This window comes from Ekhidna sp. (assembly GCF_040220215.1).
GTDB lineage: Bacteria > Bacteroidota > Bacteroidia > Cytophagales > Cyclobacteriaceae > Ekhidna.
The window spans coordinates 133216-156028 of the sequence record NZ_JAVJTR010000013.1 but is presented as its reverse complement, the minus strand read 5'-3'; the positions used below and the strand labels follow the sequence as shown (position 1 = coordinate 156028).

21 protein-coding genes are annotated in these 22813 nt (G+C 43.4%); 7 read left to right on the top strand and 14 right to left on the bottom strand.

All coding sequences use genetic code 11. The features are described 5' to 3' along the window. Together RIC88_RS08225 and RIC88_RS08220 are read right to left on the bottom strand one after the other, a co-directional pair. Positions 1–3663 (bottom strand): hypothetical protein (locus tag RIC88_RS08225; protein ID WP_350217055.1); only part of this gene is annotated, 3663 nt, incomplete at its 3' end. Positions 3664–3836: 173 nt separating this feature from the next. Beyond that, the gene (locus RIC88_RS08220) at positions 3837–4982 is read right to left on the bottom strand and encodes a BamA/TamA family outer membrane protein (protein ID WP_350217054.1); all 1146 of its coding nucleotides are present in this window, start codon (positions 4980–4982) and stop codon (positions 3837–3839) included. 88 nt (positions 4983–5070) lie between these two features. On the opposite strand from RIC88_RS08220, the gene RIC88_RS08215 reads away from it, so the two are divergent. Then, a complete protein-coding gene (locus RIC88_RS08215; RefSeq protein ID WP_350217053.1) occupies positions 5071–5826 on the top strand; it encodes an EcsC family protein in 756 nt (251 codons plus the stop codon). A gap of 126 nt (positions 5827–5952) precedes the next feature. Beyond that, positions 5953–6807 carry a hypothetical protein gene (locus RIC88_RS08210; protein WP_350217052.1) on the top strand — a complete coding sequence of 285 codons (855 nt, stop codon included), beginning with the start codon at positions 5953–5955 and terminating at the stop codon, positions 6805–6807. Between the two features lie 14 nt (positions 6808–6821). Here RIC88_RS08210 and RIC88_RS08205 read toward each other — a convergent pair whose 3' ends face one another. Next, positions 6822–9020, bottom strand: coding sequence for a molybdopterin cofactor-binding domain-containing protein (locus RIC88_RS08205; protein ID WP_350217051.1), 2199 nt, complete (start codon positions 9018–9020; stop codon positions 6822–6824). A 22-nt stretch (positions 9021–9042) separates the two neighbouring features. Then, complete coding sequence (locus RIC88_RS08200; RefSeq protein WP_350217050.1) at positions 9043–9504, bottom strand: (2Fe-2S)-binding protein; 462 nt, start codon at positions 9502–9504, stop codon at positions 9043–9045. Between the two features lie 112 nt (positions 9505–9616). On the opposite strand from RIC88_RS08200, the gene RIC88_RS08195 reads away from it, so the two are divergent. From RIC88_RS08195 to RIC88_RS08185, 3 genes are read left to right on the top strand one after another with little or no spacing between them, the layout of a single operon-like run. Next, positions 9617–10741 carry a cysteine desulfurase family protein gene (locus RIC88_RS08195; RefSeq protein WP_350217049.1) on the top strand — a complete coding sequence of 375 codons (1125 nt, stop codon included), beginning with the start codon at positions 9617–9619 and terminating at the stop codon, positions 10739–10741. Further along, positions 10738–11895 (top strand): XdhC family protein, encoded by a 1158-nt coding sequence (locus RIC88_RS08190; RefSeq protein ID WP_350217048.1) that lies wholly within the window; start codon positions 10738–10740, stop codon positions 11893–11895. Before RIC88_RS08195 ends, RIC88_RS08190 begins: the two co-directional genes overlap by 4 nt. Continuing rightward, positions 11892–12485 carry a nucleotidyltransferase family protein gene (locus RIC88_RS08185; RefSeq protein WP_350217047.1) on the top strand — a complete coding sequence of 198 codons (594 nt, stop codon included), beginning with the start codon at positions 11892–11894 and terminating at the stop codon, positions 12483–12485. Before RIC88_RS08190 ends, RIC88_RS08185 begins: the two co-directional genes overlap by 4 nt. 275 nt (positions 12486–12760) lie before the next feature. Here the strand turns inward: RIC88_RS08185 and RIC88_RS08180 are convergent, their stop codons facing one another. The 10 genes from RIC88_RS08180 to RIC88_RS08135 form a co-directional block, all read right to left on the bottom strand. Then, positions 12761–13072, bottom strand: coding sequence for a DUF7009 family protein (locus RIC88_RS08180; RefSeq protein ID WP_350217046.1), 312 nt, complete (start codon positions 13070–13072; stop codon positions 12761–12763). 203 nt (positions 13073–13275) lie between these two features. After that, entirely contained in the window at positions 13276–14457 is a 1182-nt protein-coding gene (locus tag RIC88_RS08175) for a molybdopterin molybdotransferase MoeA (RefSeq protein ID WP_350217045.1), read from the bottom strand. A 255-nt stretch (positions 14458–14712) separates the two neighbouring features. After that, on the bottom strand, positions 14713–15465 hold the full coding sequence (locus RIC88_RS08170) for a sulfite exporter TauE/SafE family protein (protein ID WP_350217044.1): 753 nt from the start codon (positions 15463–15465) through the stop codon (positions 14713–14715). After that, complete coding sequence (gene moeB / locus RIC88_RS08165; RefSeq protein ID WP_350217043.1) at positions 15462–16466, bottom strand: molybdopterin-synthase adenylyltransferase MoeB; 1005 nt, start codon at positions 16464–16466, stop codon at positions 15462–15464. The genes RIC88_RS08170 and moeB overlap by 4 nt, the downstream gene beginning before the upstream one ends. Then, a complete protein-coding gene (mobA, locus tag RIC88_RS08160) occupies positions 16463–17047 on the bottom strand; it encodes a molybdenum cofactor guanylyltransferase (RefSeq protein WP_350217042.1) in 585 nt (194 codons plus the stop codon). The genes moeB and mobA overlap by 4 nt, the downstream gene beginning before the upstream one ends. Beyond that, a complete protein-coding gene (moaC, locus tag RIC88_RS08155) occupies positions 17031–17501 on the bottom strand; it encodes a cyclic pyranopterin monophosphate synthase MoaC (protein ID WP_350217041.1) in 471 nt (156 codons plus the stop codon). Before moaC ends, mobA begins: the two co-directional genes overlap by 17 nt. Then, positions 17498–18478 (bottom strand): GTP 3',8-cyclase MoaA, encoded by a 981-nt coding sequence (gene moaA / locus RIC88_RS08150; RefSeq protein WP_350217040.1) that lies wholly within the window; start codon positions 18476–18478, stop codon positions 17498–17500. Before moaA ends, moaC begins: the two co-directional genes overlap by 4 nt. Continuing rightward, positions 18478–18894, bottom strand: a complete 417-nt coding sequence (locus RIC88_RS08145) for a molybdenum cofactor biosynthesis protein MoaE (RefSeq protein ID WP_350217039.1) — start codon at positions 18892–18894, stop codon at positions 18478–18480. Before RIC88_RS08145 ends, moaA begins: the two co-directional genes overlap by 1 nt. Positions 18895–18897: 3 nt before the next feature. Then, positions 18898–19128 (bottom strand): MoaD/ThiS family protein, encoded by a 231-nt coding sequence (locus tag RIC88_RS08140; RefSeq protein ID WP_348284750.1) that lies wholly within the window; start codon positions 19126–19128, stop codon positions 18898–18900. Positions 19129–19602: 474 nt separating this feature from the next. Beyond that, on the bottom strand, positions 19603–19902 hold the full coding sequence (locus RIC88_RS08135) for a GIY-YIG nuclease family protein (protein WP_350217038.1): 300 nt from the start codon (positions 19900–19902) through the stop codon (positions 19603–19605). Positions 19903–20136: 234 nt separating this feature from the next. On the opposite strand from RIC88_RS08135, the gene RIC88_RS08130 reads away from it, so the two are divergent. Beyond that, a complete protein-coding gene (locus RIC88_RS08130) occupies positions 20137–22377 on the top strand; it encodes an FdhF/YdeP family oxidoreductase (protein WP_350217037.1) in 2241 nt (746 codons plus the stop codon). Between the two features lies 1 nt (position 22378). Continuing rightward, positions 22379–22813 (top strand): GNAT family N-acetyltransferase, encoded by a 435-nt coding sequence (locus RIC88_RS08125; RefSeq protein WP_350217036.1) that lies wholly within the window; start codon positions 22379–22381, stop codon positions 22811–22813.

Here is a 22813-nt window from a genome sequence, read left to right as displayed (position 1 = left end):
CGCGTCATTGGTCACCGTGAAGGTCAGTGTTTGACCACTCTCGTTTGCCGCACCCTTGTCGATGCTGGTCGCCCAACCATTGACCGTCTGTGCACCGGCATCTTCTAAAATACTTTCGTTCGCTCCCTTCACAAAGCTTGGTGCATCGTTTACTGCCGTTACATCAAATACAATAGCAGAAGCTGAAGCACTATTCTCCGTGCCATCGTTCACGAAGAAATTGAAGCTGGCATAGCTCGTTCCATTTTCATCTGAAGCTGGGCTGAATTTCAATAGGTTGGCATCTATGGATGCTTTGGTAATTGTTTCTCCATCAGCAACTTCTTCTCCCACATCATAACTTCCGTTTTGAGGTGTGTCATCAACATATAAAGTACCAGCAGCAGGTAAGGGTAGCTCGATCTCGATGTGTGTCATTGGATCTGCATCCCCATCTGCATAACCTAAATCTGAAAAAACAATGGTTACCTGAGTATCTTCATTGGTTGTTACAGTAGAGCCGGTGGCTGTCGGCGCAGTATTTGTAATCTCATCATCCTCATTCGTTACTGCTACATCCGGAGCATCCAGTCCATTGTAGACATCATCAAGCGATGTGGCAGGATCTGTGATAATATTGAACGCAATATCCCCATCTGATAACGCATCGTCCAGGCCAGTGATTGTGACCGTCTGAGGTGAACTCCAATCTCCAGTACCAAACGTCAATGATGTGGGTGAAACACTCCCTTCAGTGGCATCATCACTGGAAAGCGTAATAGTAACATCATCTATTGGTGCTTGGAGCAAAACCACATCAAAGGTGGCTGTAGTGCCGGTTTCATTTACCACCAGCCCTGATGTTGGGGTAACACTGATATTTCCATCCCGGTATAAGCCGAAGTTTTGAGTGACAACATTCCCCCATTGATTTGCCGGCAGATTAATGGTTTCTTTTAGATCTCCGGATTCAGAAATGTTATACCCATCTGATGGCACTAATGGAGTGATATCCGATAGAGTCTTATTATCATCAATGATGATATCATACGTTCCTGCTAAAAGCCCCATGTCTAAGTCGAAGCTCCCGTCCACTGCAGGATCAATCTCGATGGCATCTCCCGCCGTAGTTTCTCCTGAAACTATGTATTTTACAAATAGCTTGCCCCCATAGCTTAGCGGAGAAGTTTCCCCCCCATCCTTCGTGCTGTTGATATTGGTGTCTTCATATACTGAGCCGCTAATTTTCCCACCAAAACGAGGTGCAGAGGCCAGGTCGGACAAGAATGCAGGGGTTGAAGGTAAGATTAAGGTACTAGGGCCATTATTCTCTTTCAAGTCTTTCCCTTCGTATAAAAAATAAAATAACTTATCCTTGGTATCTGAAACCTGAAAAATAGTGAAAGCACCACTGTTTGGTTCGGTCAGTAATGTCGCACCCAGAATGTCAGATTGTCCTTTTGAAGTGATTTCCGTCAAGGCATAAGGAGCTCCAGCATCCAGGTCTGTCTTGCTGATTTTGTAGATTTTTAAAGATGTCAGGATTAGCATATCTCCGCTGGGACTGCTAACCAAATCACCAGCATTTCCTGATAAGGTGAGCGCCGTTGTTTCTGTAACTGCACCGGTAGCAGAATTGATTCGGAGAAAATTATTACTATCATCGAGACCAAAAAGGTTACCATCCTGATCAAAAGCTAAGCCTACTATCTCACTGGAATGACTGGTATTTCCTATTGAAGTATTTGTGCCATCAGATGGGTCGAATGAGTATAGTGCTCTCTGACCAGTCTTGTGGGTGTAATATAGGAGGTTGTCTTGATTTTTATATGCCAGGGCACTAGGTGATACACCTGATGGAGTGGATCCAAGACTCGTAACAATGCCATCATTTATACCAACCTCATAAATGAAATCATTCCCATCAATGATACCATAGAGCGCTTGCTCATCATCAATATTGGAGATGGTAACTGTTTGATCTGCCAGCGGATCAAACAAGTCGTCGCTGGAAGCGTCTCTTACGCGTACACGCACATCATAAGCGATAGCACCATCATTTAGTGCATCATCTACTCCTTCTACCGTCACGGTTTGAGCAGTAAACCAATCAGCTGACGTGAATGTCAAATCAAGTGGATCTGAAGGGGTAACCTGTCCCTCGGTTGCGTCCAGGCTTGTGATTCTGAGTACCACATTGGACAATGGCTCATCATCCAATACTACCGTAAATGTGGTTGTACCACCACCTTCAGTTGTGCTGCCGGTTGCTGAAGTATTCAATGTAAAACCTGCCACTTCATCGTCTTGGTTAGTTACTGTAACTATAGCATCAGGCACGGAATTGTAATCGCCATCTGCATTCCCCACTCCTGTATTCACAGCCAATGTCACATTGTAATCGACATCCCCATCCACAGGAGTGTCGTCGACAGGGGTAACCGTCACTGTCTGAGGAGTATCCCAGTTAAATTCATCAAAGGTCAATGAAGCCGGGCTCACCGTTCCTTCAGTCATATCACCGGAAGTCACATCGAGTTGAACCACCTTACCTGACGCTGGTTGTGATCCAATCACTGCATCGAATGTTTGGGTTGATCCATTTTCAGATGTTGTTAAGGTCGTTGCTGTGAGATCAATTCGTGGGAACTCACCATCGTTTTGATTTACAACACCTACATCCGGAGTTGGCACTCCACTGTAATCAGGCGTACTTGCAACTGGCGTAGAAGTGGTTGTGGTGATCGTATAAAATTGTGGTCCATCATCGACTCCATCATCAACGGGAGTTACTGTGACTGTTTTGGCCCCCATGTTGCCAATGTAAAATTCTACAAAGCTGGGGGAAACCGTTCCCTCACCTGTATTACCAGAGCTAAGATCTACTCTAACAGTTCCTAAGGTAATCGGTGTTGCTAACTCTACAGTAAAAGAATCGGAGGTTCCGCTTTCGGTTGTGACAGTATTTCCTCCTGTTTCAGTGATAATGACCTGTGCGCTTGACGCGGAATCAGAGCAGCTTCCGGATGCACAACTAAAATCGCCCTGATCGCCATCCCATGTTTGCGTTTCAATTGAGTTTCCTGAGCCATCAGATGTAATTGTTCCATTTGACCCATTATCAATTTTAGAAGCACCATCTACAATCTCAATGGTACTTCCATTGTACATTTCAAGTTCAGAGGAGCTGTCTGCTAATATTCCATTGCCTGAGGAAACTGTTAGATACCCCCCATTTAAAATTATTTTAGAGGAGGCCTTTATTTCAAAGCCTCCATCTACAGTCACATTACTGTAAATTTCCAGCGTGCCGCCATCTACAAGTATTCCATTGGAAATGGAGTTGATGTTACCATAAAGGATAAGGGTTCCTCCTGATTTAATGTTGATTTTATCAGAAAGGCTTGTGATATTACCATAGATAGTGAGTGTTGCGCCATCATTGATAAGAATACCACCATTTACCACACCTAGATCGTCAAATAATTCAGCACAAACACCGTTGGCAATTTCAATTCCGTCCGATTCGGCATCACTATCAGCTACTCCTCCTCCACAGGTAGGCACTTCAGTAGCCATACCTGTAACGGACAGGTAAAAAGCCAATACTGATATTACAGCACTTTTTAACATCGGATAGTTGGTTGACGCCAATGGGATAAGTTCAATTATTCCCTTTCTCACTATATACAAAGTAACACATCTAATGTTATCAATTGATAACCTTTTCTACCAAATGGGATACATTCAGGATGGAATATCCTATTAATCGGTTATAAAAAAAATGCATGGAAAGGAAAGGCTTTCCATCTTTTAAGAAACATCCAAATTGAAGAAAAATTACTTTCTAAAGCTATCTAGAATGCCTCTCCAATAAAGAAGTAATAACCTAAACCATCCTCGGAAACTGCGACATCAAACCTGGTAAAGATGTCTTTGCTACGGAAGATCAAAAATCGAACACCCGTTCCACCTGCAACCTTGAGTTTACTCATGTCCAACGATTGAACACCATCGCTGACTGTACCCACTCCTACAAAAGCTGCAGCACCCCAGCGTTCGCTAAAAGAGAAGGGCAAAAATCGATATTCAGTTTGGGCCGCTAATAGTGTCTGATCGCGAAATCTTCCAAGATAATACCCTCGCATAAGCGATTCTCCCCCCATCAACGAAAGCTGACTGAAAGGTGCATTACCCTGAACTTCAGAGAAATATACTTGAGAAGCGAATACTTGAGAGCTGGTTACCGGAAGGTAGTAGCGAGCATCAAAAAAATAAGAAGTGAACTCGAAATCACTTCCCCATCTATCATCGTATCTGAGAAAACCTGTTTCTCCAAAAAATCCTTCGCGAACATTTAGCACATTGTGTCGACTGTCATACACCAAGCCTAATCCAAGACCAATATTGCTGAATTTTTGAAGGCCAACAGGCGTTTCATATGGTTCGTTTGATAGCGAGGTTAGACTCACATTCGATAGCCGATGAAAATCTGATTCAAATCCCAGATACAGGTTTCCTTGAATCTTCCGTAACACACGTTCACGGATACTTATGCTTCCGGCATCAATCTGAGCCAGCTCCTCTCCATCAGTATCCGGACCTGTCCCAAAATAGAGTAGTGGAAATTGCTGTAGTCGAATCCGTCCAAGAAAAAACCATTTACTCTTGTCACTATACAGTGCGTGATCCATCCAGAGTCCATATTGCTGTTCCTGCGTGATAAAACTAAACGCATTGATCTCGCTCAGCCTGTTTTTGATATCCTGATTGGCGTAATACACATAAACAGCACTCAAGCCAAACTCCCATTCAGTTTCAGGTGAATATGCTACGGTTGGATAAGCTATCAGTTTAGGACGCTCAATTGAGGTGGTATCGTTGAAAACGGAGTTCCAAACACGCTTGACCAAGTTGGTTTCCTGGGCGTATATTGGCAGAATCAATCCGATACAAATGGAAAAGGTTATAATTGATCGGAGGTGGGATAAATGAATCGGCATTTTTGATGGATTGAAAACGTAAATATGATTCAATTTGTTTGACAATTTCGCTCCCTTATTTTGTTTCAATTAGCTTTATATTCAACTGATGTTAAATACCCATTCCGTTTATGAAAAGATCGTAGCAACTGAGCTACATCAATGGCAACATGCCATGCGGAAGAAACCATCCTTTTGGAACCGTACGACCAAGAAGGTTCAGAAAAAGATAAATACAATAATTCCGGAGAAAGTACATAGGGCCATTACCAAAGCGATCAAGGAAATCACTAGGGGCGTACTTTTTGGTTCGGGGTTTACTACTCGCAAACCACGAGAAGTCCATTCATTGGAGGAAACAGAAGCTAAAATCAAAGAGCGAATCAACTTCTACTCTTCCTCTGCCGCAGTTGAAGGTGCCGCTACTGGTTTTGGTGGATTCCTTCTCAGCCTGGCAGACTTTCCACTCTGGCTAACCCTGAAAATGAAGATGCTTTTTGAGATCGCCTCCCGATATGGCTATGATACCAAAGACTATAAGGAACGAGTTTACATTCTTTACATTTTCCAACTAACCTTTTCCAGTCAAGCACACCGAAATGCCATTTTCGAAAAGATGGAAAACTGGGAGCTAACCCATGAACAACTTCCGGATGACCTGAACACCTTTGACTGGCGTACCTTCCAGCTGGAATATCGGGACTACATAGATCTGGCCAAACTACTCCAACTCATCCCCGGCGTGGGAGCTATTGCAGGGGCATTTGTCAACCACAAGCTGACCAACAAACTAGGTAAAAATGCAATAAACGCCTATCGCATGCGCGATAAGCGTTTTAAGGATGTGAAATTACTGAATGGTTAGGCTATTCTGTCTTTCTGTCTCTTTTTCGAGCTATAGGTTTGATCACTCCGAATGATTAATTTCATATAAGATTTTATCGGATTCAGATTGGCATTTAATACTTAATGAGCACTTGGTGCTTTTATCATGAAGCAATACCCTATCGTTTTTACGCTGATCATTTTTCTCTGCCAACATTTTTCATTCGGACAGGAAATGGACTCCATTCCTTTTGAAAAGGTTAGCATGGTCAAAGGTGAATATGAGTTGCAAAACACTTCCATCAGAAGTATCGTTCTTACATCCAAAAAACCAGTTCCTTTTGACAAAAATGAACTGAAATCAGAAGGACGGGCAGCAAGCAGTGTATGGACCCTCCTGACCGGGATGCCTACCGGATCCATTAATGAATCTGCCTGGATTTTAAATAACCAGGTTCAAATTCAAGATGAGCAGTTTTATTTACCGGTAATGGTGAATGGAGCTTTCCATAGAGATAGGGAGCGGGTAAAAGACGAGGAGGGAAATCGTACAATAGAGACTACCGAAACTGTTGAACTATACTGGAAAGAGGGTGCATGGGGTTGGATCATCCAGGAAAACGACACGCTTGGCAAATTCCAACTCGAAATAAGAACTTCACAATCGGATCCTGAAAAACGCTGGCAAACCTATACTGATGTAAATATTAACTGGCTCAGGTCTAAATTAAAAAAGCATGGAATCTACGAAAACCCCTATGATTTCTTAATTAAAGGTAGTATAAATGGCCAGGATTTTATACTTCTATACAGTGGCCGTTTTTTTCGGGAGGCTTTGATTTCGGAAGACAAATTAGTCGGGTTATGGCAGGACAAGCCATATGTGGTCATGCTATCTAAAAAGCACCGAATCTATCCTTATGTTTTATTGCCTAAAGAAGCTTCACTCGAAAAACAGAAACAAAAACTTCTCCTGCTGGGTTTGGGGCAAACCATGGCTCGTAACCTGATGAGTTTATAAATACTCCATAAACATTACCCCACCATCTCAACCAGTACCTGCTCAGCACTTGAAAACGGCTGATGGTAGTAGCGCTGACCAGTTGCTTTGTATAAAGCATTGGCCAATGCGGCTGATATAGGTGGCAAGGATGGTTCACCCAGTCCGGTTGGATCGATTCCATTCTCTACAAAGAAGGTTTCAATTTCCAACGGAGCTTCACTGTTTCGAATAAGCTTGTAACCATTGAAGTTTTCTTGCTGAGGCTTTCCATCTTTGAATGTCAGTGTACTATACATCGCATGACCTATTCCATCAATGATACCTCCCTGGATTTGATTCAGGGCACCCTCCACATTCACAACAATACCACAATCCACCGCGCACCAAACTTTCTTGATTTTAAGGGCATTGCCGACCTTCTCGAGATCTACCACTTGTGCCACATAGGAATTGTGGCAGTAATAAGCAGACACGCCTCTAAATACTCCGGGCATCTCGGTTCCCCAGTTTGATTTCTCCCGAACGAGCTTCAACACACCCGCATATCTTTCCGGATCATAATCATTGGTTTCTCCAACCGGATCTTTAATCGCTCGATCAAATAGATTAAGTCTAAATTCTATCGGATCCTTTCCTGCAGCTTCCGCCACTTCGTCCATAAAAGATTGCTCAGCACCTGCAATGAAATTAGAACGCGGTGCTCGCCATGCTCCTGTTGAGATGTTTGTTGGTATACCTACCCGTTCGATTTTAAAATTGTCCACCGTTCCAGCCGGAAATCGATGTGGAAATAATGGATCGCTTGGGATTCCGGCACCTTTCGCCTGCCAGGAAAGCAAATTACCATTGTCATCCAAAGACGCCTTGTAAGCCACACGATAGGCCGGTCGATATGTACCCTGAGTCATGTCATCCTCACGGGTGTAGACCAATTTAATTGGGGCTTGCATTTTCTGTGATATAGCTGCTGCTTCCAATCCGAAATTTCCATACAGTCTTCTTCCAAAGCCTCCTCCCATTCGGGTCATCTGAATCGAAACCTGGTCTTCAGTCATCCCCAGAAGATCCATCGCTGAAAGCCGCAGATATTCCGGTGTTTGGACAGGTCCAACCAACTCGGCTTTATCGGCTGTTACATTGGCAAAGAAATTCATTGGCTCCATGGTATTGTGAGCCAGAAAAGGAGCACTAAAAACACTCTCCACCACTTTTGCAGCTTTCATTGAAGCCTTATCCGGGTCACCATCTTTTCTTATTTCCTCTCCGGGTTTATCCAAAGCTTCTGACAATAATCTTAAATGATCCTCAGTGTTCTCAGCAGGTGTGTCCTGCTCCCATTCTACTTTCAATGCCTTTTTAGCTTTCATCACTTGCCAGGTAGATTCTCCAACTACCGCGATCAGTTCAGTAAATGCATTGGTATCCGACCATTGCTTCTCCTTTGGTTCTGTATTGATCACAATCACATCCTTAATACCAGGCATTGCTTTGGCTTCTGAGTCGTCGTAAGACTTTATCTTCATACCAAATGCCGGTGGGTGAACAATCATAGCTATGAACATACCTTTCTGCTCATAATCCAGCCCAAAGAGTGGCTTTCCGGTTACAATTTTCTTTGCGTCAACATTCTTAATATTTCCTCCTATTAGCTTGAAGTCTGCATTGTCTTTTGTTTCTACTTCAGCAGGAATCTCCAAAGTTGCTGCCAATGAAGCCAATGCTCCATATCCAATTTTTCTATCACTTGCAGCATGGATCACTTCCCCCATACTGGTGGTTAATTCACTCACCGGCACTTCCCATTGTTTTGCGGCAGCCTCCATCATCATCCTGCGCCCGGTAGCTCCTGCCATACGAAGGCTTTGCCATCCATGACGGATCGATTGACTACCTCCGGCCAGCTGACGATTGTATTTAATGGTGTTCAAATCTGCCTGCTCTACAATGACATTTTTCCAGTCGATATCCAATTCCTCTGCTACAATGACAGGCATGGAGGTTTTTACATTTTGTCCGATCTCCGGATTGGGTGAATAAATGGTGACCGTTCCATTCTCCCCTATTTTGATATATGCATTGATATCAAACCATTCTTCAGGTATTTGTGCATATTTTTCCTTAGGTGATGAGCATGAAGCCAGCCAGCTGAATCCCAACATCATCCCGCCTCCTGCTGCTGCAGAAAGTTTCATGAATGAACGTCGATTGATTTGTGTTCTAATGAGTGTCATAATGAATTTCTTTTGAGGTGAGTTAGGACATTTTAGAGGCTGCAGTCTTTATCGCCTGATTGATACGGATATAAGTACCACATCGGCAAATATTTCCATTCATTGCCTGGGAAATTTCCTCGTCAGAAGGGTTTGAATTCTTATCAAGGAATGCTGCGGCATTCATAATCTGACCCGCCTGACAATAGCCGCATTGTGGCACGTCATGCTCCAGCCACGCTTCCTGAACCGGATGATCTCCGTCCTTTGACAATCCTTCTATGGTAGTCAATTCCATGTCTTTAACCGCCGATACGGGTAGCGAACACGAACGAATCGCATTGCCATCTGCATGAATGGTGCAGGCACCACATGAAGCGATTCCGCATCCAAATTTCGTTCCGACAAGTTTTAGATGATCTCGCAAAACCCATAAAACGGGGGTATCCGAATCTACGTCTACCTGATGAGTTTTACCGTTTACTTTAATTGAAAAAGCGGCCATGTTGATATCATTTTGGTAAGGCCATACAAATTAGTGAATTTCTATTCCAATGTCCAGACCACTTATGTGGACGGTTAATCAATTGTAGTATTTCGGTTTAATTTTAATTTCAATGATTCAAAGAGCTTATCTGGACAATAACGCAACTACTCCTACTGATCCACGCGTGGTGGAAGTAATGCTTCCTTACTTTTCTGAGAAGTTTGGGAATGCCTCCAGTCGCAACCACGCCTACGGATGGGAGGCGAAGGAAGCAGTGGATCACGCCCGGGAACAGGTAGCAGAATTGATTGGCGCCAATCCAAGTGAGATCATTTTTACCTCAGGAGCCACCGAATCCAATAATCTGGCTTTGAAAGGACTATTAAATAAAGGGGATCATTTCATCACCTGTACAACCGAGCATAAAGCCATTCTTGATCCGGCAGAATCGTTAGCAGCTAAAGGAATTGATGTTAAGGTACTCTCTATACAATCAGATGGATTGCTTGAAGTCAATGCATTTGAAAAGGCGATTTCTGAACATCCCCGATTGGTCAGCATCATGATGGCCAACAATGAAACGGGATGCATTCAACCCGTAAAGGAGCTTTCAGCTATCACTCATTCCAATCAAGGGTTGTTTCATTCCGATGCAACACAGGCAGTGGGTAAAATACCCGTTGATGTAAATGAATTAGGGATAGACCTCATGTCTTTTTCAAGTCACAAAATGTATGGCCCAAAAGGAATTGGAGCGCTTTACATTCGAAAAGGAACTAAGGTTGGGTCGCTCATCGAAGGAGGCGGACATGAACGAGGGATCCGCTCAGGCACTTCGAACGTTCCGGCTATCGTAGGGTTCGGCAAAGCATGTGAATTGTGTAAACAGGAAATGAGAGAAGAGACTAGCAAAGTTAAAAATCTAAGAGATAAACTTGAGCAATCCCTACTATCCATCGAAGGAACCCAGCTAAATGGTGGAATAGAAAACAGACTACCCAATGTTACCAATATTGCTTTCTCAGGTGTTGATGGTGAACGATTGTTGCTTTCACTCAATGGGCTGGCTGTTTCTCAGGGATCGGCATGTACGTCCGCTGTTGTTAAACCTTCACATGTATTAAAAGCCATGGGCATTCCGGATCACTTGGCAAACTCCTCCCTTCGTTTTAGTCTCGGTAGATTTACTACCGAAGAAGAAATTGATTTCGCTATTGAAAAAGTTACAGCAGCCGTCAAAAAGCTGAGCACATGAGAGAATTAAAAACCATCATCGAAGCGTACAAGAAAGCTACTTCAGAAGGAATCAAAACTGTGCTTGCAACAGTGGTTCATGTGGATGGCTCGTCATATAGAAGACCCAGCGCAAGGATGTTAGTAGACGAACATGGAATCACGACCGGAGCTATAAGTGGTGGTTGTCTGGAGGGTGATGCGCTTAGAAAAGCCTTGCATGCATTGGTTCAAAATAGAAATGTACTTATCTCGTATGACACAAGCGATGAAGCAGATGCGGTAGTTGGCGCTCAGCTTGGTTGCGAAGGAATCATTCAGGTGCTTTTTGAGCCACTTGATGCTAAAGATCCAATGAATCCGCTAAAGCTTTTGGAGCAAATCATCGATTCACAAAAACCTTATGTGATGGTCACCCTTTTTAATCTCAAAGACAAAAGAGGAGAACAACCAGGATGTACTTTACTCCTTGAGGAAGGTGAAAAAATTACCGGATCGATCGACAATGAGAAACTGTACGATTCCATTCTTAAAGACGCAAACATCGTCTTTGAAGAAAAACGATCGCTTTTCAGGGCCTACGAAGAAGACCAAACAACTCAAAACGCATTTATTGAGTACTTCGCACCAGCTGTTTCGTTAGTAATTGTTGGTGCAGGGAATGATACACAGGGGTTGGCACTCATGGCAGAAACGCTTGGATGGAATATCTATATCGTGGATGGCAGACCATCTCATGCGTCTGAATCACGCTTTGTCTCCTCCTGTCAAATCATTGTAGCCAAACCGGAAGAAGCCCTTCAAAACATCCCCATCAATGAGCAGACGGTCTTTGTGCTCATGACGCACAATTATCACTATGACCTTTCTATTCTCAAGTGCCTACTTCCATATGATCAAGTTCCTTACATAGGAATTTTAGGACCGAAGAAGAAGTTCCAGCGTATGGTGGATGAACTGAAAGAAAAAGGCATTGAAATCACACAAGAACAACAGGATCGAATATATGCGCCTATCGGCTTGGAAATCGGTGCTGAAACACCCGAGGAGATAGCTATTTCTGTGTTGGCGGAGATCAATGCAGTTTTGAATGGTACCAAAGGAACATTCCTAAGGGATAAGCAAGGACCAATCCATACGAAAGAGAATACTCAATTTGATACCCTGAAGATTTGAAAGCGAACGGAGATATCGGGCTCATGGTTTTGGCCGCCGGTGCTTCCAGTAGGTTGGGTCAGCCAAAGCAATTGGTAAAATTTGAAGATAAGCCACTACTCCAGCACATTTTAGATATCGGGCAAAAAGTCAATGTGATTGAACGAGTACTTGTCCTTGGAGCGAAAAGTGAATTGATTCAGGAAGTTATAATTCCGGGAGCATTTAGCATCATTCATAATTACGATTGGGGAAAAGGTATGAGTACTTCCATTCACGTCGGGTTGAAAAGCCTTCAAGGTAAGCTCACCGACCTTAAACATGTGATCATCATGTTATCCGATCAGCCGTATGTCACTATTGAAATCATCAATCAATTGATCGCCAGTCAGGATGCAACTGAACCATGTATAACGACTTGCTCATATGCCAATCAAATGGGTGTTCCGGCAATTTTCAGCCATCATTTCTTTAAAGATTTGATGAAGTTGACCGGAGATCAGGGAGCCAGAAAACTCATTCAGCAAAAACTAGATCATGTGCGTACGATTCCTTTCTCCAAAGGAGCCATTGATTTAGATACACCAGATGATCTTCAATATTTGGAATAGGTAGCTCATTTTTATTCGATCACTGTCCTCGAACCGGACGGGTTCTTCATTTTTGGCTTAGCCCAAAAACGAAGCAAAAAACCCAAGGCTATGAATAAATTCCTAAAATTCAGTCTGTTAGGTATCATAAATCCAAACTCGCTGCGCTCAAACAGTGGATTTATTTTTTGAGCTTTCATTAGACTGAATTTTTGACGGAATTGATTCAAATGCCATACGTAAATCTTAAAAGAAGATCTTAACAGAAAAAACAATAATCGTAGACAAGCAGAGAATTATTGTAAGTCATGCAAATCTTTCTCAACCAATAAAATCAATTCATCACCCTCATTTCGCTCTAGTTTAGTCTCTATTGCGAGTTTCTCAGAGTTTAACCAATCATCTGATTCATCCTTCGGAATGGTGACGATCAAATGGTTAGTATCTAAAGAAGCATGAAAGGACCCACCTATTTCAAGTTTGTAGGTCAGCTTTTCACCACCCGGGAAAATAAGCTCGTTTCTCACACTTCCATGTTCTTTGAGTTCCTGAATGTCCTGCTTACCTAAGCGAATACGAATGGATGAATGATTGATTCTTAGTTTCATTATGAGCTAAGCTTGCTAGCAGTTAGTCAATATCCCCTTCAGGGGATTATAGGGGTGTTTTTGAATATTCATAATGAGTAAATAAACTATAAAACACCCTCCTAACCTCCCTCAAGGGAGGAATTTCATCTTAAAATCTTTTAATGGACCTTCTGATTGTGTAGTTTCTACATTTTATTTCGTAGGGTTTACGTTTACTTATGCTAAAACAAATAAATCGGATACACTTCCCCTTCTTTAAAAATGGACTTCTCCGCTGGCAACTCAATGAAGCCATCTGCCAATGAAAGACTGACGAGATCCCCCGATCCATTGCCCTTTATGGGGGTGGCGATCAGTTCACCTAATTCGTTTTTAACAGAGACCGAGGCAAAGAATGTCAGCTCTTTTTCAAACTTGATTTCTCTACCCAATTTGGCATGCTGATTTTGGACTTTCATTTCCAATGATGATTGCAACCAATGCCTGCAGTAGACCATGAAGCAAGCAAGCGTAGACACAGGATTGCCCGGGAATCCGAATACGGTAGTGGATTCATTACTACCAAACCAAAGTGGTTTTCCCGGTCGTTGCATCACCCGATGAAAATGCTTTTTCACGCCCAGTTCTTCCAACACTTCAGGGATATAATCTCTCTTCCCTTTTGAGACCCCTCCACTCATCAGAATAAGGTTATAGGATTTCAGTATCTCACCAATCTCACGGGCGATCTCTTCCTTAGAGTCATTGATGTGGAATATGGTGAAATCAATGCCTGCTTTCTCCAATAGCATGGCGAGGGTATAAATATTTGATTTACGAATCTGATGCGGTAAGGGGGTTTCATGGGGCTCGACCAACTCATCTCCCGTAGAAATCAAGGCAGCTTTGGGCAATCGCCTGACCTTCACTTCCACTTTGCCAACAGAGGTCAAAATACCTACATCACCAATGGTGAGTTGTTTTCCGGCAGGAATCAAAATCGTTCCTGCCTCTGAATCAACCCCTTGCGGATGGATGTTTTGCCCCTGACTTACCTCTTCAATATTAACAGATGCCTTTCCATCTTCAATGGTTACATCTTCATATCTGATCACCACATCAGCTCCTTTTGGCACCACTGCTCCTGTCATGATTTCTAAACACGTTCCGGGAGTTAATTCCTGCTGAGGCGCACCTGCAAATTGCTCGCCGCTCACCGGAAACGATCGCATTCTCTTTCCCCAGTCGCTCCATGAAATCGCTATCCCATCCATGGCCGCCCGATTGAAAGGAGGAAAATCCCGATCTGCCATCACATCCTCATCCAATATCCGTCCCACGGACTCGTCAAAGGGTATCACCTCCGATCCAAAGGATCCTTTGTGTTGTTCAATGATGGCTAATGCTTCTTTTACTGGTATCATGCTTTTTAAATCATAAGTGAAAACTATAAAGTAATCCTTCGTAATGGAGGGTGGGAATGAAAGTTTGGCGGGCCAGCGAAGGCTTTAGGGCTGATAGCTTTCAAACTTTCTTGACCTTTTTGACGGTTCGCCGTTGCGATTCGTTTTTGGGTCAAGCCAAAAATGAAGACCTAAAAGAGCAATAGAGCATCTATTTAATTTACCACAGATGCTATCTAAATTCATAGAATACTTCATTCATGACCATTTTCAGTTCTAAATCACTATATCAAAACCATGTAACAATACAATCCTCACCCCCACATACAAAACAAGAATAGCCGTAAGCCTTCGAATGATGTTGAGGTTCATTTTGATGGAAAGCTGAGAACCAACTAACCCTCCTAGCATCACCGCAATGATAATTCCACCTGCGAATGAAGCATTCAACTGAAACGTATCATTCACAACTAATCCCATAATTCCGGCCAAAGAATTAACCAAAATGAAAAAAGAGGCCAGCGAAGCAACGGTAACGGCATTTTGCCATTTCATCAAATTGAGAGTGGGTGACAGAAAGATCCCTCCTCCTATTCCTACCAAACCGGATAACATGCCAATGGCTCCCCCTAAAACCATTCTTTTTGAAGCGTGGAGATTAGTTGACATTCCCTTTTTGATAATGGACTGAGCAAGTATGGCCATAGCAGCAAGGATCAAAGCGATTCCTAAAATGATAAAAAATACCTGTTCTGTCAGTCTAAGTTGAGCACCAAAGAATGCCATCGGAATGCTTAACAACAAGAACGGCCAGAATAATGACCAGTTGAATACCCGTTTCCTTAAAAATACGATCGTTCCAATGGTCACCACGAGTACATTGAGTACCAATGCCAGGGTTCTGATTTCATAGAAGTCGGTCAGCATCAAACTCAAAATAGCCAGGTAGCTGGAGCCTCCTCCAAATCCAATGGAGGAATAAAAAAGTGCGATTAGAAAGAACAACCCCAGGAGTACATACTCGTTCATCGCGTGCTGTACCCCCCTTTCATTTGAAACACTTTGATTTCCGGATTTTGAGCTGCTATCAATACTGCAGTTTGACGGGTAGCATTTCCTTTATTGCAGACCAGGATTACATCTTTTTGAGCTTTGAAAGTAGTCAGTTCATTGATTGGTCGGTTTTCAAATCGATCATCGTGGTTTTGACTGTACTCAACCTCTGAACGCACATCGATTAAATGATATTGATCCAGGTTCATTTCAGTCAACTCTTGCCAGGTCAGCCAGGAATCTTTACTGGTCTCCTTTTTTGGTTCCGGCTTGGTGATTGGAGCTAATTCAAATACATGGTGTTCCGTATTGATCGCATCCACCACCAATAATTTCCCAGCCAAAGTTTGTCCAATTCCTGTCAACACTTTCACTGCTTCCATGGCCTGGTACGTGCCAATGATTCCGGGTAACACACCCAACACGCCGATTTCGTTGCAATTATCCACTTTCGCTGAATCATCCGGATAGACATCCCGATAGCTGGGACTGCCTTGGTAGTTGAACACACTAACATGTCCCTCATGTTTGTAAAGAGCACCATAAACGAATGGAATCTCATTGGATACGCAAGCATCATTGATAATGTATCGTGTTTCAATGTTATCGGTGCAATCAATCACCAGGTCACATGCCGAAATCAAGTCTTTCGCATTGTTTCCATTGAGCATTTGAGTCGTCACTTCAATGGACACTTCAGGATTCAAAGCTTTTAACCGCTCCTTCGCCACCTCTGCTTTTTTCTTCCCCACATCAGCGGTAGAGTAAAGTACCTGACGCTGCAGGTTGCTAAGCGAAATATCATCTCCGTCAACAATTCGGATCGTGCCTACGCCCATACCCACGAGATACTGGAGCACCGGAACGCCCAGCCCCCCGGCTCCAACCACGACCACTTTGGCATCCAACAGTTTCTGTTGTCCCTCTGCTCCAAAGTCAGGGAGCACAATCTGCCGTTGGTAACGATCAGTGTTCATTGAATCAAAGACTTGGCAAACTCGTATTCGTCCGGATTATTCGCATTATATAGCTCCTGATCATCCCGTGGATGTGCCAGATGAACTTCATGATTCATCATGAATTTGCGTGGACACCTCATGTCTTGTTCAATATGAAATTCCTCCAAAACCGGACGAGCATGTGATTCCCAAATAGCTATTAAAGGCTCAGGCAATCCGGTCTCCCGAGTAGCCAGTGAAGTTCCCAGGGCAGTTTGATCACGATTTTTGATCAACTGATCTATTGTCTGCTCGGTCACAAATGGTAGATCAACTGCGAGCACCAGCCATGACTTATCCGGGTGTGCACGCATGGCACTAATAATGCCATTGATCGGACCTTTGGTATCCAGACTATCCTCAATTATACGATCAGTAAACGCAACAGATTGTCCCTTTCGAACCGAAACGAATGCCTTGGAAAGCTTAGATTGAAGTAGTTCGAACAAATACTCCACCTGTGGCTTGCCGTGATAATTGAGCGCAGACTTATCCGTCCCCATGCGGGAGCTTTGCCCGCCCATCAATACCAATCCATATAGTTCATCGCTTGAAGTCACGCTTCCCTCCTTTCTTTTCTTGCAATTGAGTTGGTCCAATGATAATGTCGTGAGACAAAGCTTTACACATATCATAAATGCACAATCCGGCAACTGAAGCTCCTGTTAAAGCTTCCATCTCCACACCGGTTTGCCCGGTCGTTTTTACTAGGCAGCTAATCTCAAATCCATTTTCAGTTGGCTGAATATCAATATCAACTTTTGAAATGGGAATGTTGTGACACAATGGGATCAAATCAGATGTTTTCTTGACAGCTCCAATCCCGGCCAATACTGCCGTCTGGATCAGGCTTCCTTTTTTGGTGTTAAACCCATTCGCTTTGATGGTTGCGAACGCTTCTATAGGAAATTCAACATGGGAAGTAGCCACAGCAATACGCTCAGTGATCTCCTTTCCACTCACATCCACCATGTGGACGTTCCCCTCTTTGTTGATATGCGTTAACTCACTCATCCTCCTAATTTGGTCATGGATAAATACTCTTTTTCATTTTCTTCCGCTGCAGCGAATCCATCTTTGGGTTTATTGGCTACCGCAACCATCAATGCCTCTTTCACTTCTTCTCTAGAAGCACCGGATCGTAATATATCTCTCAAATTCAACTGGCTATGTCCATAGAGGCAGGTGCGGATTTCTCCGGTCGCCGACATTCTTAATCGATTACAATCCCCGCAGAACGTTCGACTAAAAGATGGAATCACACCAAAAGAACCTTTAAACCCTTCAATCTGATAATTCTGAGAAGTAGAATGTGGACCATCGATCATTTTTGTAAAATCGTGTTCTTTCTCTATGACTGAAAGAATATCTTTATAATTCATTGGGGTTTCCACCTTCCCTCCTGAGCCATTAAAAGGCATTTCTTCCAGGAATCGAACAGAGACAGGATGCTCTTTTGCAAGTTCAATCAATGGGAGGATCTGATCCTCATTGACTCCCTTCATCACCACGCAGTTGACCTTCAGATTGAAGTTCCTTGCTATCATTTCATATAAAGCACCGGAAACCTCCTCATATTCATCTCTTCGGGTGATCTCTTTAAACTTCTGTCGATCCAGGCAATCCAGACTCACATTGATGTCCTTAACCCCAAGTGATTCCAGTTCATCCAAATGAGGACGAATCAATGTCAGATTAGAAGTGATACTGATTTTATCGAGATAAGACTTTTTAGACAGCTCCTTGATGAAATACATCAGGTCAGCTCTCACGAACGGCTCTCCTCCGGTCAACCTGATTTTGCTAATCCCCATTTCACCCATCACATCCACAAGCTGAAGCAACTCCTCGTAGGATAAAATATGCTCTTTGGGCTCGAACACCATTCCCCGCTCCGGCATGCAATAGGTGCACCTCAGGTTACACCGGTCGGTCACCGACAGCCGGAGATAGTTAATCTCTCTTCCGAATTTATCTTGCAGCTTTTCCATTACGGTGTAGGTGAAACCCAGTGACTACTGTCGGTAAAAAATTCTTTCTTCCAGATGGGGACTGATTTCTTCAATTCATCAATCAGAAACTGACAGGCCGGAAACGCTTCTTTCCGATGTGATGACGCTACCCCTACTGCTACCACCGGCTCTCCAACTTGCTTCTTTCCCACCACATGGATCATGACCGCTTGATGCAAACCCCATTTTTCGATGGCTTGTTGCCGGATCTTTTCCATCTCAGCCAGTGCCATTTCATCATACGCTTCAAAACGCAAATCAGTCACCTCCGCATCTTCGCGTTGCGAGGTGTGGTTTCTCACCGTACCTACGAATACACACGTACCGCCTGCTTTTGTATCAGCAAGCAGCTTATACACCTCATTGAGGTCAATATGTTCAACTAATTGTACCAATTTTTACCCTCCGGATACTGGTGGTATCAGGGCGATTTCATCGCCGGGGCTAATGGGGTCCGGGTCCTGCACATACTTCTTGTTTACAGCTATCGCAACCGTGGACCATACAATGGTGGGGTACTCGTTACCTAAGTAATCTCGCAGTGATTTTACATCGATCAACTCCCTATTTACCAACAACTCAGATCCCAATACCTCCTTCACATGACCAAAAGCTTTCACCACTATCATATAAAGTAAAAATAGGCATTAAAGAACGAAACATGCAGCCGCTGGTGTAATGATTCCTTTATAAGAAGAGAACATTTATCAAGCCTCGGATCAGGCGCTCCCGCTATCCGCTGTATCTTTTGCGCCACCCACTCCACAACCCAATGCAAAAGGATGCCACTCCTATCGGGTCTAGGTGGAAAGGGTTGTGCTTCGATCAACCCAATTCCCTTGCGACTGAGGAACGAAGGAGACTTGGGAATATTAATAAACTTTACTTCTATCCTTCAAGAGATTCCCATGACTCAAATGGCTAACGCCATTTTCCCAAGGGAATACGGAAGTAAAAAGGACACTATTTAACCACTTCCCCTATTCCCTTGCGAACGAGGTACGAGTGAGACTTGGGAATCTTATAACCATATAGACGAATCATCATATGAGATTCCCATGACTCGACCTCCTTTCAGTCGGCCTCCCAAGGGAATACGGTGCTTATTGCAGATCGCTTACCTCCTCAAAAAGATCTTTAAGAGTTGGATTGAAATCCTTAATTAATTTGTCCTTCCAGTCACGGTTCCACTTTTTGATCTTATGCTCCCGCTCCCTAGCTATTTCAATACGTTCATAAAACTGATAATAGATTAGATCTGTGCAGTTATACTTTTTTGTAAATTCTGACCCAAAGCCATTTTTATGTTGGTAGGCTCGATTATATAGATTATCCGTGGAACCGACATAAACCACACTTCGACTCTCGTTCGACATGATATAAACGTAACCACCTTTAGCCATTTGTGTCCTAAATCTAAAAATTCTTTCCTTTATTCCTTGTATGTGAGCAATGATCAAAACACCACAACACATCCCTATTCCCTTGCGAGTGAAGTATGAGCGAGACTTGGGAATCTTTTATACACAAACCCAGTAACAAGGAGATTCCCATGACTCGACCTCCTTTCAGTCGGCCTCCCAAGGGAATACGGATATTTGACAGACTCTCCCCAAGGATTCCTATCTTTATCTCCTATGCCAGCGCACAAACATCTACATATAAAAGACAAGCCCAAAGTCTCTGTCGGACCAAAATCCGTTACCAATGCCAGTCGGATGATCTTAAAAGCCATGCCACCATGGAAAGCATTGAAACTATTGCGAAAGCTGAACCAAAAAAAGGGCATTGACTGCCCGGGATGCGCCTGGCCCGATCCTGATATGCGATCCAAATTGGGCGAATTCTGCGAAAACGGGGTAAAAGCCATCGCTGAAGAAGCCCAGCATAAGTTGGCTGGAGAAGCCTTTTTCAAACAGTACACCATCGAATCACTTCGGAAACAAAGTGACTATTGGCTTGGTCAGCAAGGCAGGCTTGCCCAACCGATGATCAAAAAAGAAGGCAGTCCACGCTACGAACCGATTGAATGGATTGAAGCTTTCAAACTGATTGGTGATCATCTAAAATCTCTCCCACACCCCGATGAAGCGGTTTTCTATACCTCCGGACGGACCAGCAATGAGGCTGCTTTTCTTTATCAACTCTTCGTTCGAAAGTTTGGAACCAATAACCTCCCCGACTGCTCAAACATGTGCCACGAATCGAGCGGCGTGGGGCTGACCGAAACCCTTGGCATAGGCAAAGGATCGGTGACCCTTGAGGATTTTGAGCATGCAGAAGTCATTCTGATCTTCGGTCAAAACCCGGGTACGAATCATCCCCGAATGTTGAGCTCGCTGGAGAAAGCCAAGCGAAATGATGCCAAGATCATCGTCATCAACCCTTTAAAGGAAGTGGCATTGATGAAATTCAAAAATCCTCAGAAAATCAAGGGCTGGATTAGTAAAGGAACTGATATCGCCGACTTATATCTACAGATCAAGATTAATCAGGATGTTGCCTTACTCAAAGCCTGGCTGAAGCTGCTTTTGGTAGATGAGAGATGTCTGGATCGAAAATTCATTGCAGCTAACACCGAAGGATTTGAAGCCTTGCAAGCTGACTTAGAGAAATATTCATTGGATGATCTGATTAGCCAAACGGGCCTCTCCAAAGAAGATGTACTCTTAAGTTCACATTGGCTGGCAGCCAGCAAAAAGATCATTGCCTGCTGGGCGATGGGGCTCACCCAACATGTAAATGCAGTGGATAATATTCGTGAGATTGTTAACCTGCTCTTGCTGAAAGGAAGTATTGGTAAAAAAGGAGCAGGTACTTGTCCGGTCAGAGGGCATAGCAATGTACAGGGCGACCGTACCATGGGCATTTGGGAGCGACCTACCAAAGCCTGGACGGATAAACTGAAAGATGCTTTCAATTTTGATCCTCCAGAGTCACCCGGCTATAATGTGGTAGAAGCCATCGAAGCGATGAATGAAGGGAAAGTGAAATTCTTCATGGCACTTGGGGGAAATCTTTTGCCTGCTGCACCTGACACCTTGCTCACGGAGCAGGCCTTAAAAAAATGTGAGTTGACTGTGCATATCAGCACTAAACTCAATCGAACACATTTAGCTCCCGGTAAAACTTCGTTGATTCTGCCTTGCCTGGGTCGAACAGACAAACACATTCAGAATGGAAAGGAACAGGTAGTAACCGTTGAAAACTCCATGGGTATTGTTCATGGTTCGCATGGCAGCCTTACTCCCCCATCCAAACATTTAAAGAGTGAGCCGGAAATTGTGGCTTCTATGGCAGCAGCTACATTGGGTAACGATGATATCAACTGGTCAGGATTGATTGAAGACTATGACAACATCCGTGACTTGATAGCTAAGGCCATTCAGGGATTTGAGAACTACAATGAGCGCCTAAAAAACGATAATGGCTTTGAACTACCTAATGGTGCTCGCAATGGAGAATTTAATACGCATTCTAAAAAAGCCGTTTTCACCGTCAATCAACTAGCCGAATCCATTCCAGAAGGACATAAATATGTGATGATGACCATCAGAAGTCACGATCAGTTCAATACTACCATTTACGGGATGGATGATCGATATCGAGGCATATTTGGTGGGCGAAATGTCGTCTTCATGAACGAAGGTGATATGAAAGACGAAGGTCTTGAAAAAGAAGACGTTGTGGAACTATCTAATCATTACGGACTGGAACGAAAAGTCGCCGGATTTACCGTAGTGCCTTATGAAATACCTCAGGGTTGTGTAGCTACCTATTTCCCGGAAGCCAATCCATTGGTACCCCTGCATTTAACCGCCAGAAAAAGTCATACGCCTGCATCCAAGTCGGTGGGAGTGAATATTAAGAAGATTTGATATGGTTGAATTAGTGCTGAAGATCGCTGATGAATCTGACTTAAAAGCCATGATTGAATCTGGAGATTCGCTGTTTGATTATCCAATCAAACTCGACAGAGCAAAGGAGTTTTTACAAGACTCCAGACATCATTTAATCCTGGCATATTTTGATGAAAAGCTGGTCGGCATGGTTTCCGCTTTCGATTATGTCCATCCTGATAAGAACCCAACGCTATTTATCAATGAAGCAAGTGTAATAAAAGATTTTCAAGGACAGGGTATTGGAAGAAAACTTATTGAATCCATGTGTGAACATGCTAAATCAATCGGGTGTAATGAAGCTTGGGTTGCCACTGAAAAATCGAATATGGCAGCCAGAAAAGCTTATGTAAACGCCGGAGGAAAAGAAGATGAAGAGGATGTTGTGCTTATTGAGTTTGATCTAAATAATTGA

Bases quoted from the DNA above. Each gene is read 5' to 3' on its own strand.
- RIC88_RS08180 (WP_350217046.1), bottom strand. From the start codon at position 13,072: ATGAAACTAAGAATCAATCATTCATCCATTCGTATTCGCTTAGGTAAG.
- RIC88_RS08210 (WP_350217052.1), top strand. From the start codon at position 5,953: ATGAAGCAATACCCTATCGTTTTTACGCTGATCATTTTTCTCTGCCAA.
- moaC (WP_350217041.1), bottom strand. From the start codon at position 17,501: ATGAGTGAGTTAACGCATATCAACAAAGAGGGGAACGTCCACATGGTG.
- RIC88_RS08205 (WP_350217051.1), bottom strand. From the start codon at position 9,020: ATGACACTCATTAGAACACAAATCAATCGACGTTCATTCATGAAACTT.
- RIC88_RS08220 (WP_350217054.1), bottom strand. From the start codon at position 4,982: ATGCCGATTCATTTATCCCACCTCCGATCAATTATAACCTTTTCCATT.
- RIC88_RS08140 (WP_348284750.1), bottom strand. From the start codon at position 19,128: ATGATAGTGGTGAAAGCTTTTGGTCATGTGAAGGAGGTATTGGGATCT.
- RIC88_RS08195 (WP_350217049.1), top strand. From the start codon at position 9,617: ATGATTCAAAGAGCTTATCTGGACAATAACGCAACTACTCCTACTGAT.
- RIC88_RS08175 (WP_350217045.1), bottom strand. From the start codon at position 14,457: ATGATACCAGTAAAAGAAGCATTAGCCATCATTGAACAACACAAAGGA.
- RIC88_RS08215 (WP_350217053.1), top strand. From the start codon at position 5,071: ATGTTAAATACCCATTCCGTTTATGAAAAGATCGTAGCAACTGAGCTA.
- RIC88_RS08200 (WP_350217050.1), bottom strand. From the start codon at position 9,504: ATGGCCGCTTTTTCAATTAAAGTAAACGGTAAAACTCATCAGGTAGAC.
- moeB (WP_350217043.1), bottom strand. From the start codon at position 16,466: ATGAACACTGATCGTTACCAACGGCAGATTGTGCTCCCTGACTTTGGA.
- RIC88_RS08125 (WP_350217036.1), top strand. From the start codon at position 22,379: ATGGTTGAATTAGTGCTGAAGATCGCTGATGAATCTGACTTAAAAGCC.
- moaA (WP_350217040.1), bottom strand. From the start codon at position 18,478: ATGGAAAAGCTGCAAGATAAATTCGGAAGAGAGATTAACTATCTCCGG.
- RIC88_RS08130 (WP_350217037.1), top strand. From the start codon at position 20,137: ATGCCAGCGCACAAACATCTACATATAAAAGACAAGCCCAAAGTCTCT.
- RIC88_RS08170 (WP_350217044.1), bottom strand. From the start codon at position 15,465: ATGAACGAGTATGTACTCCTGGGGTTGTTCTTTCTAATCGCACTTTTT.
- RIC88_RS08135 (WP_350217038.1), bottom strand. From the start codon at position 19,902: ATGGCTAAAGGTGGTTACGTTTATATCATGTCGAACGAGAGTCGAAGT.
- RIC88_RS08190 (WP_350217048.1), top strand. From the start codon at position 10,738: ATGAGAGAATTAAAAACCATCATCGAAGCGTACAAGAAAGCTACTTCA.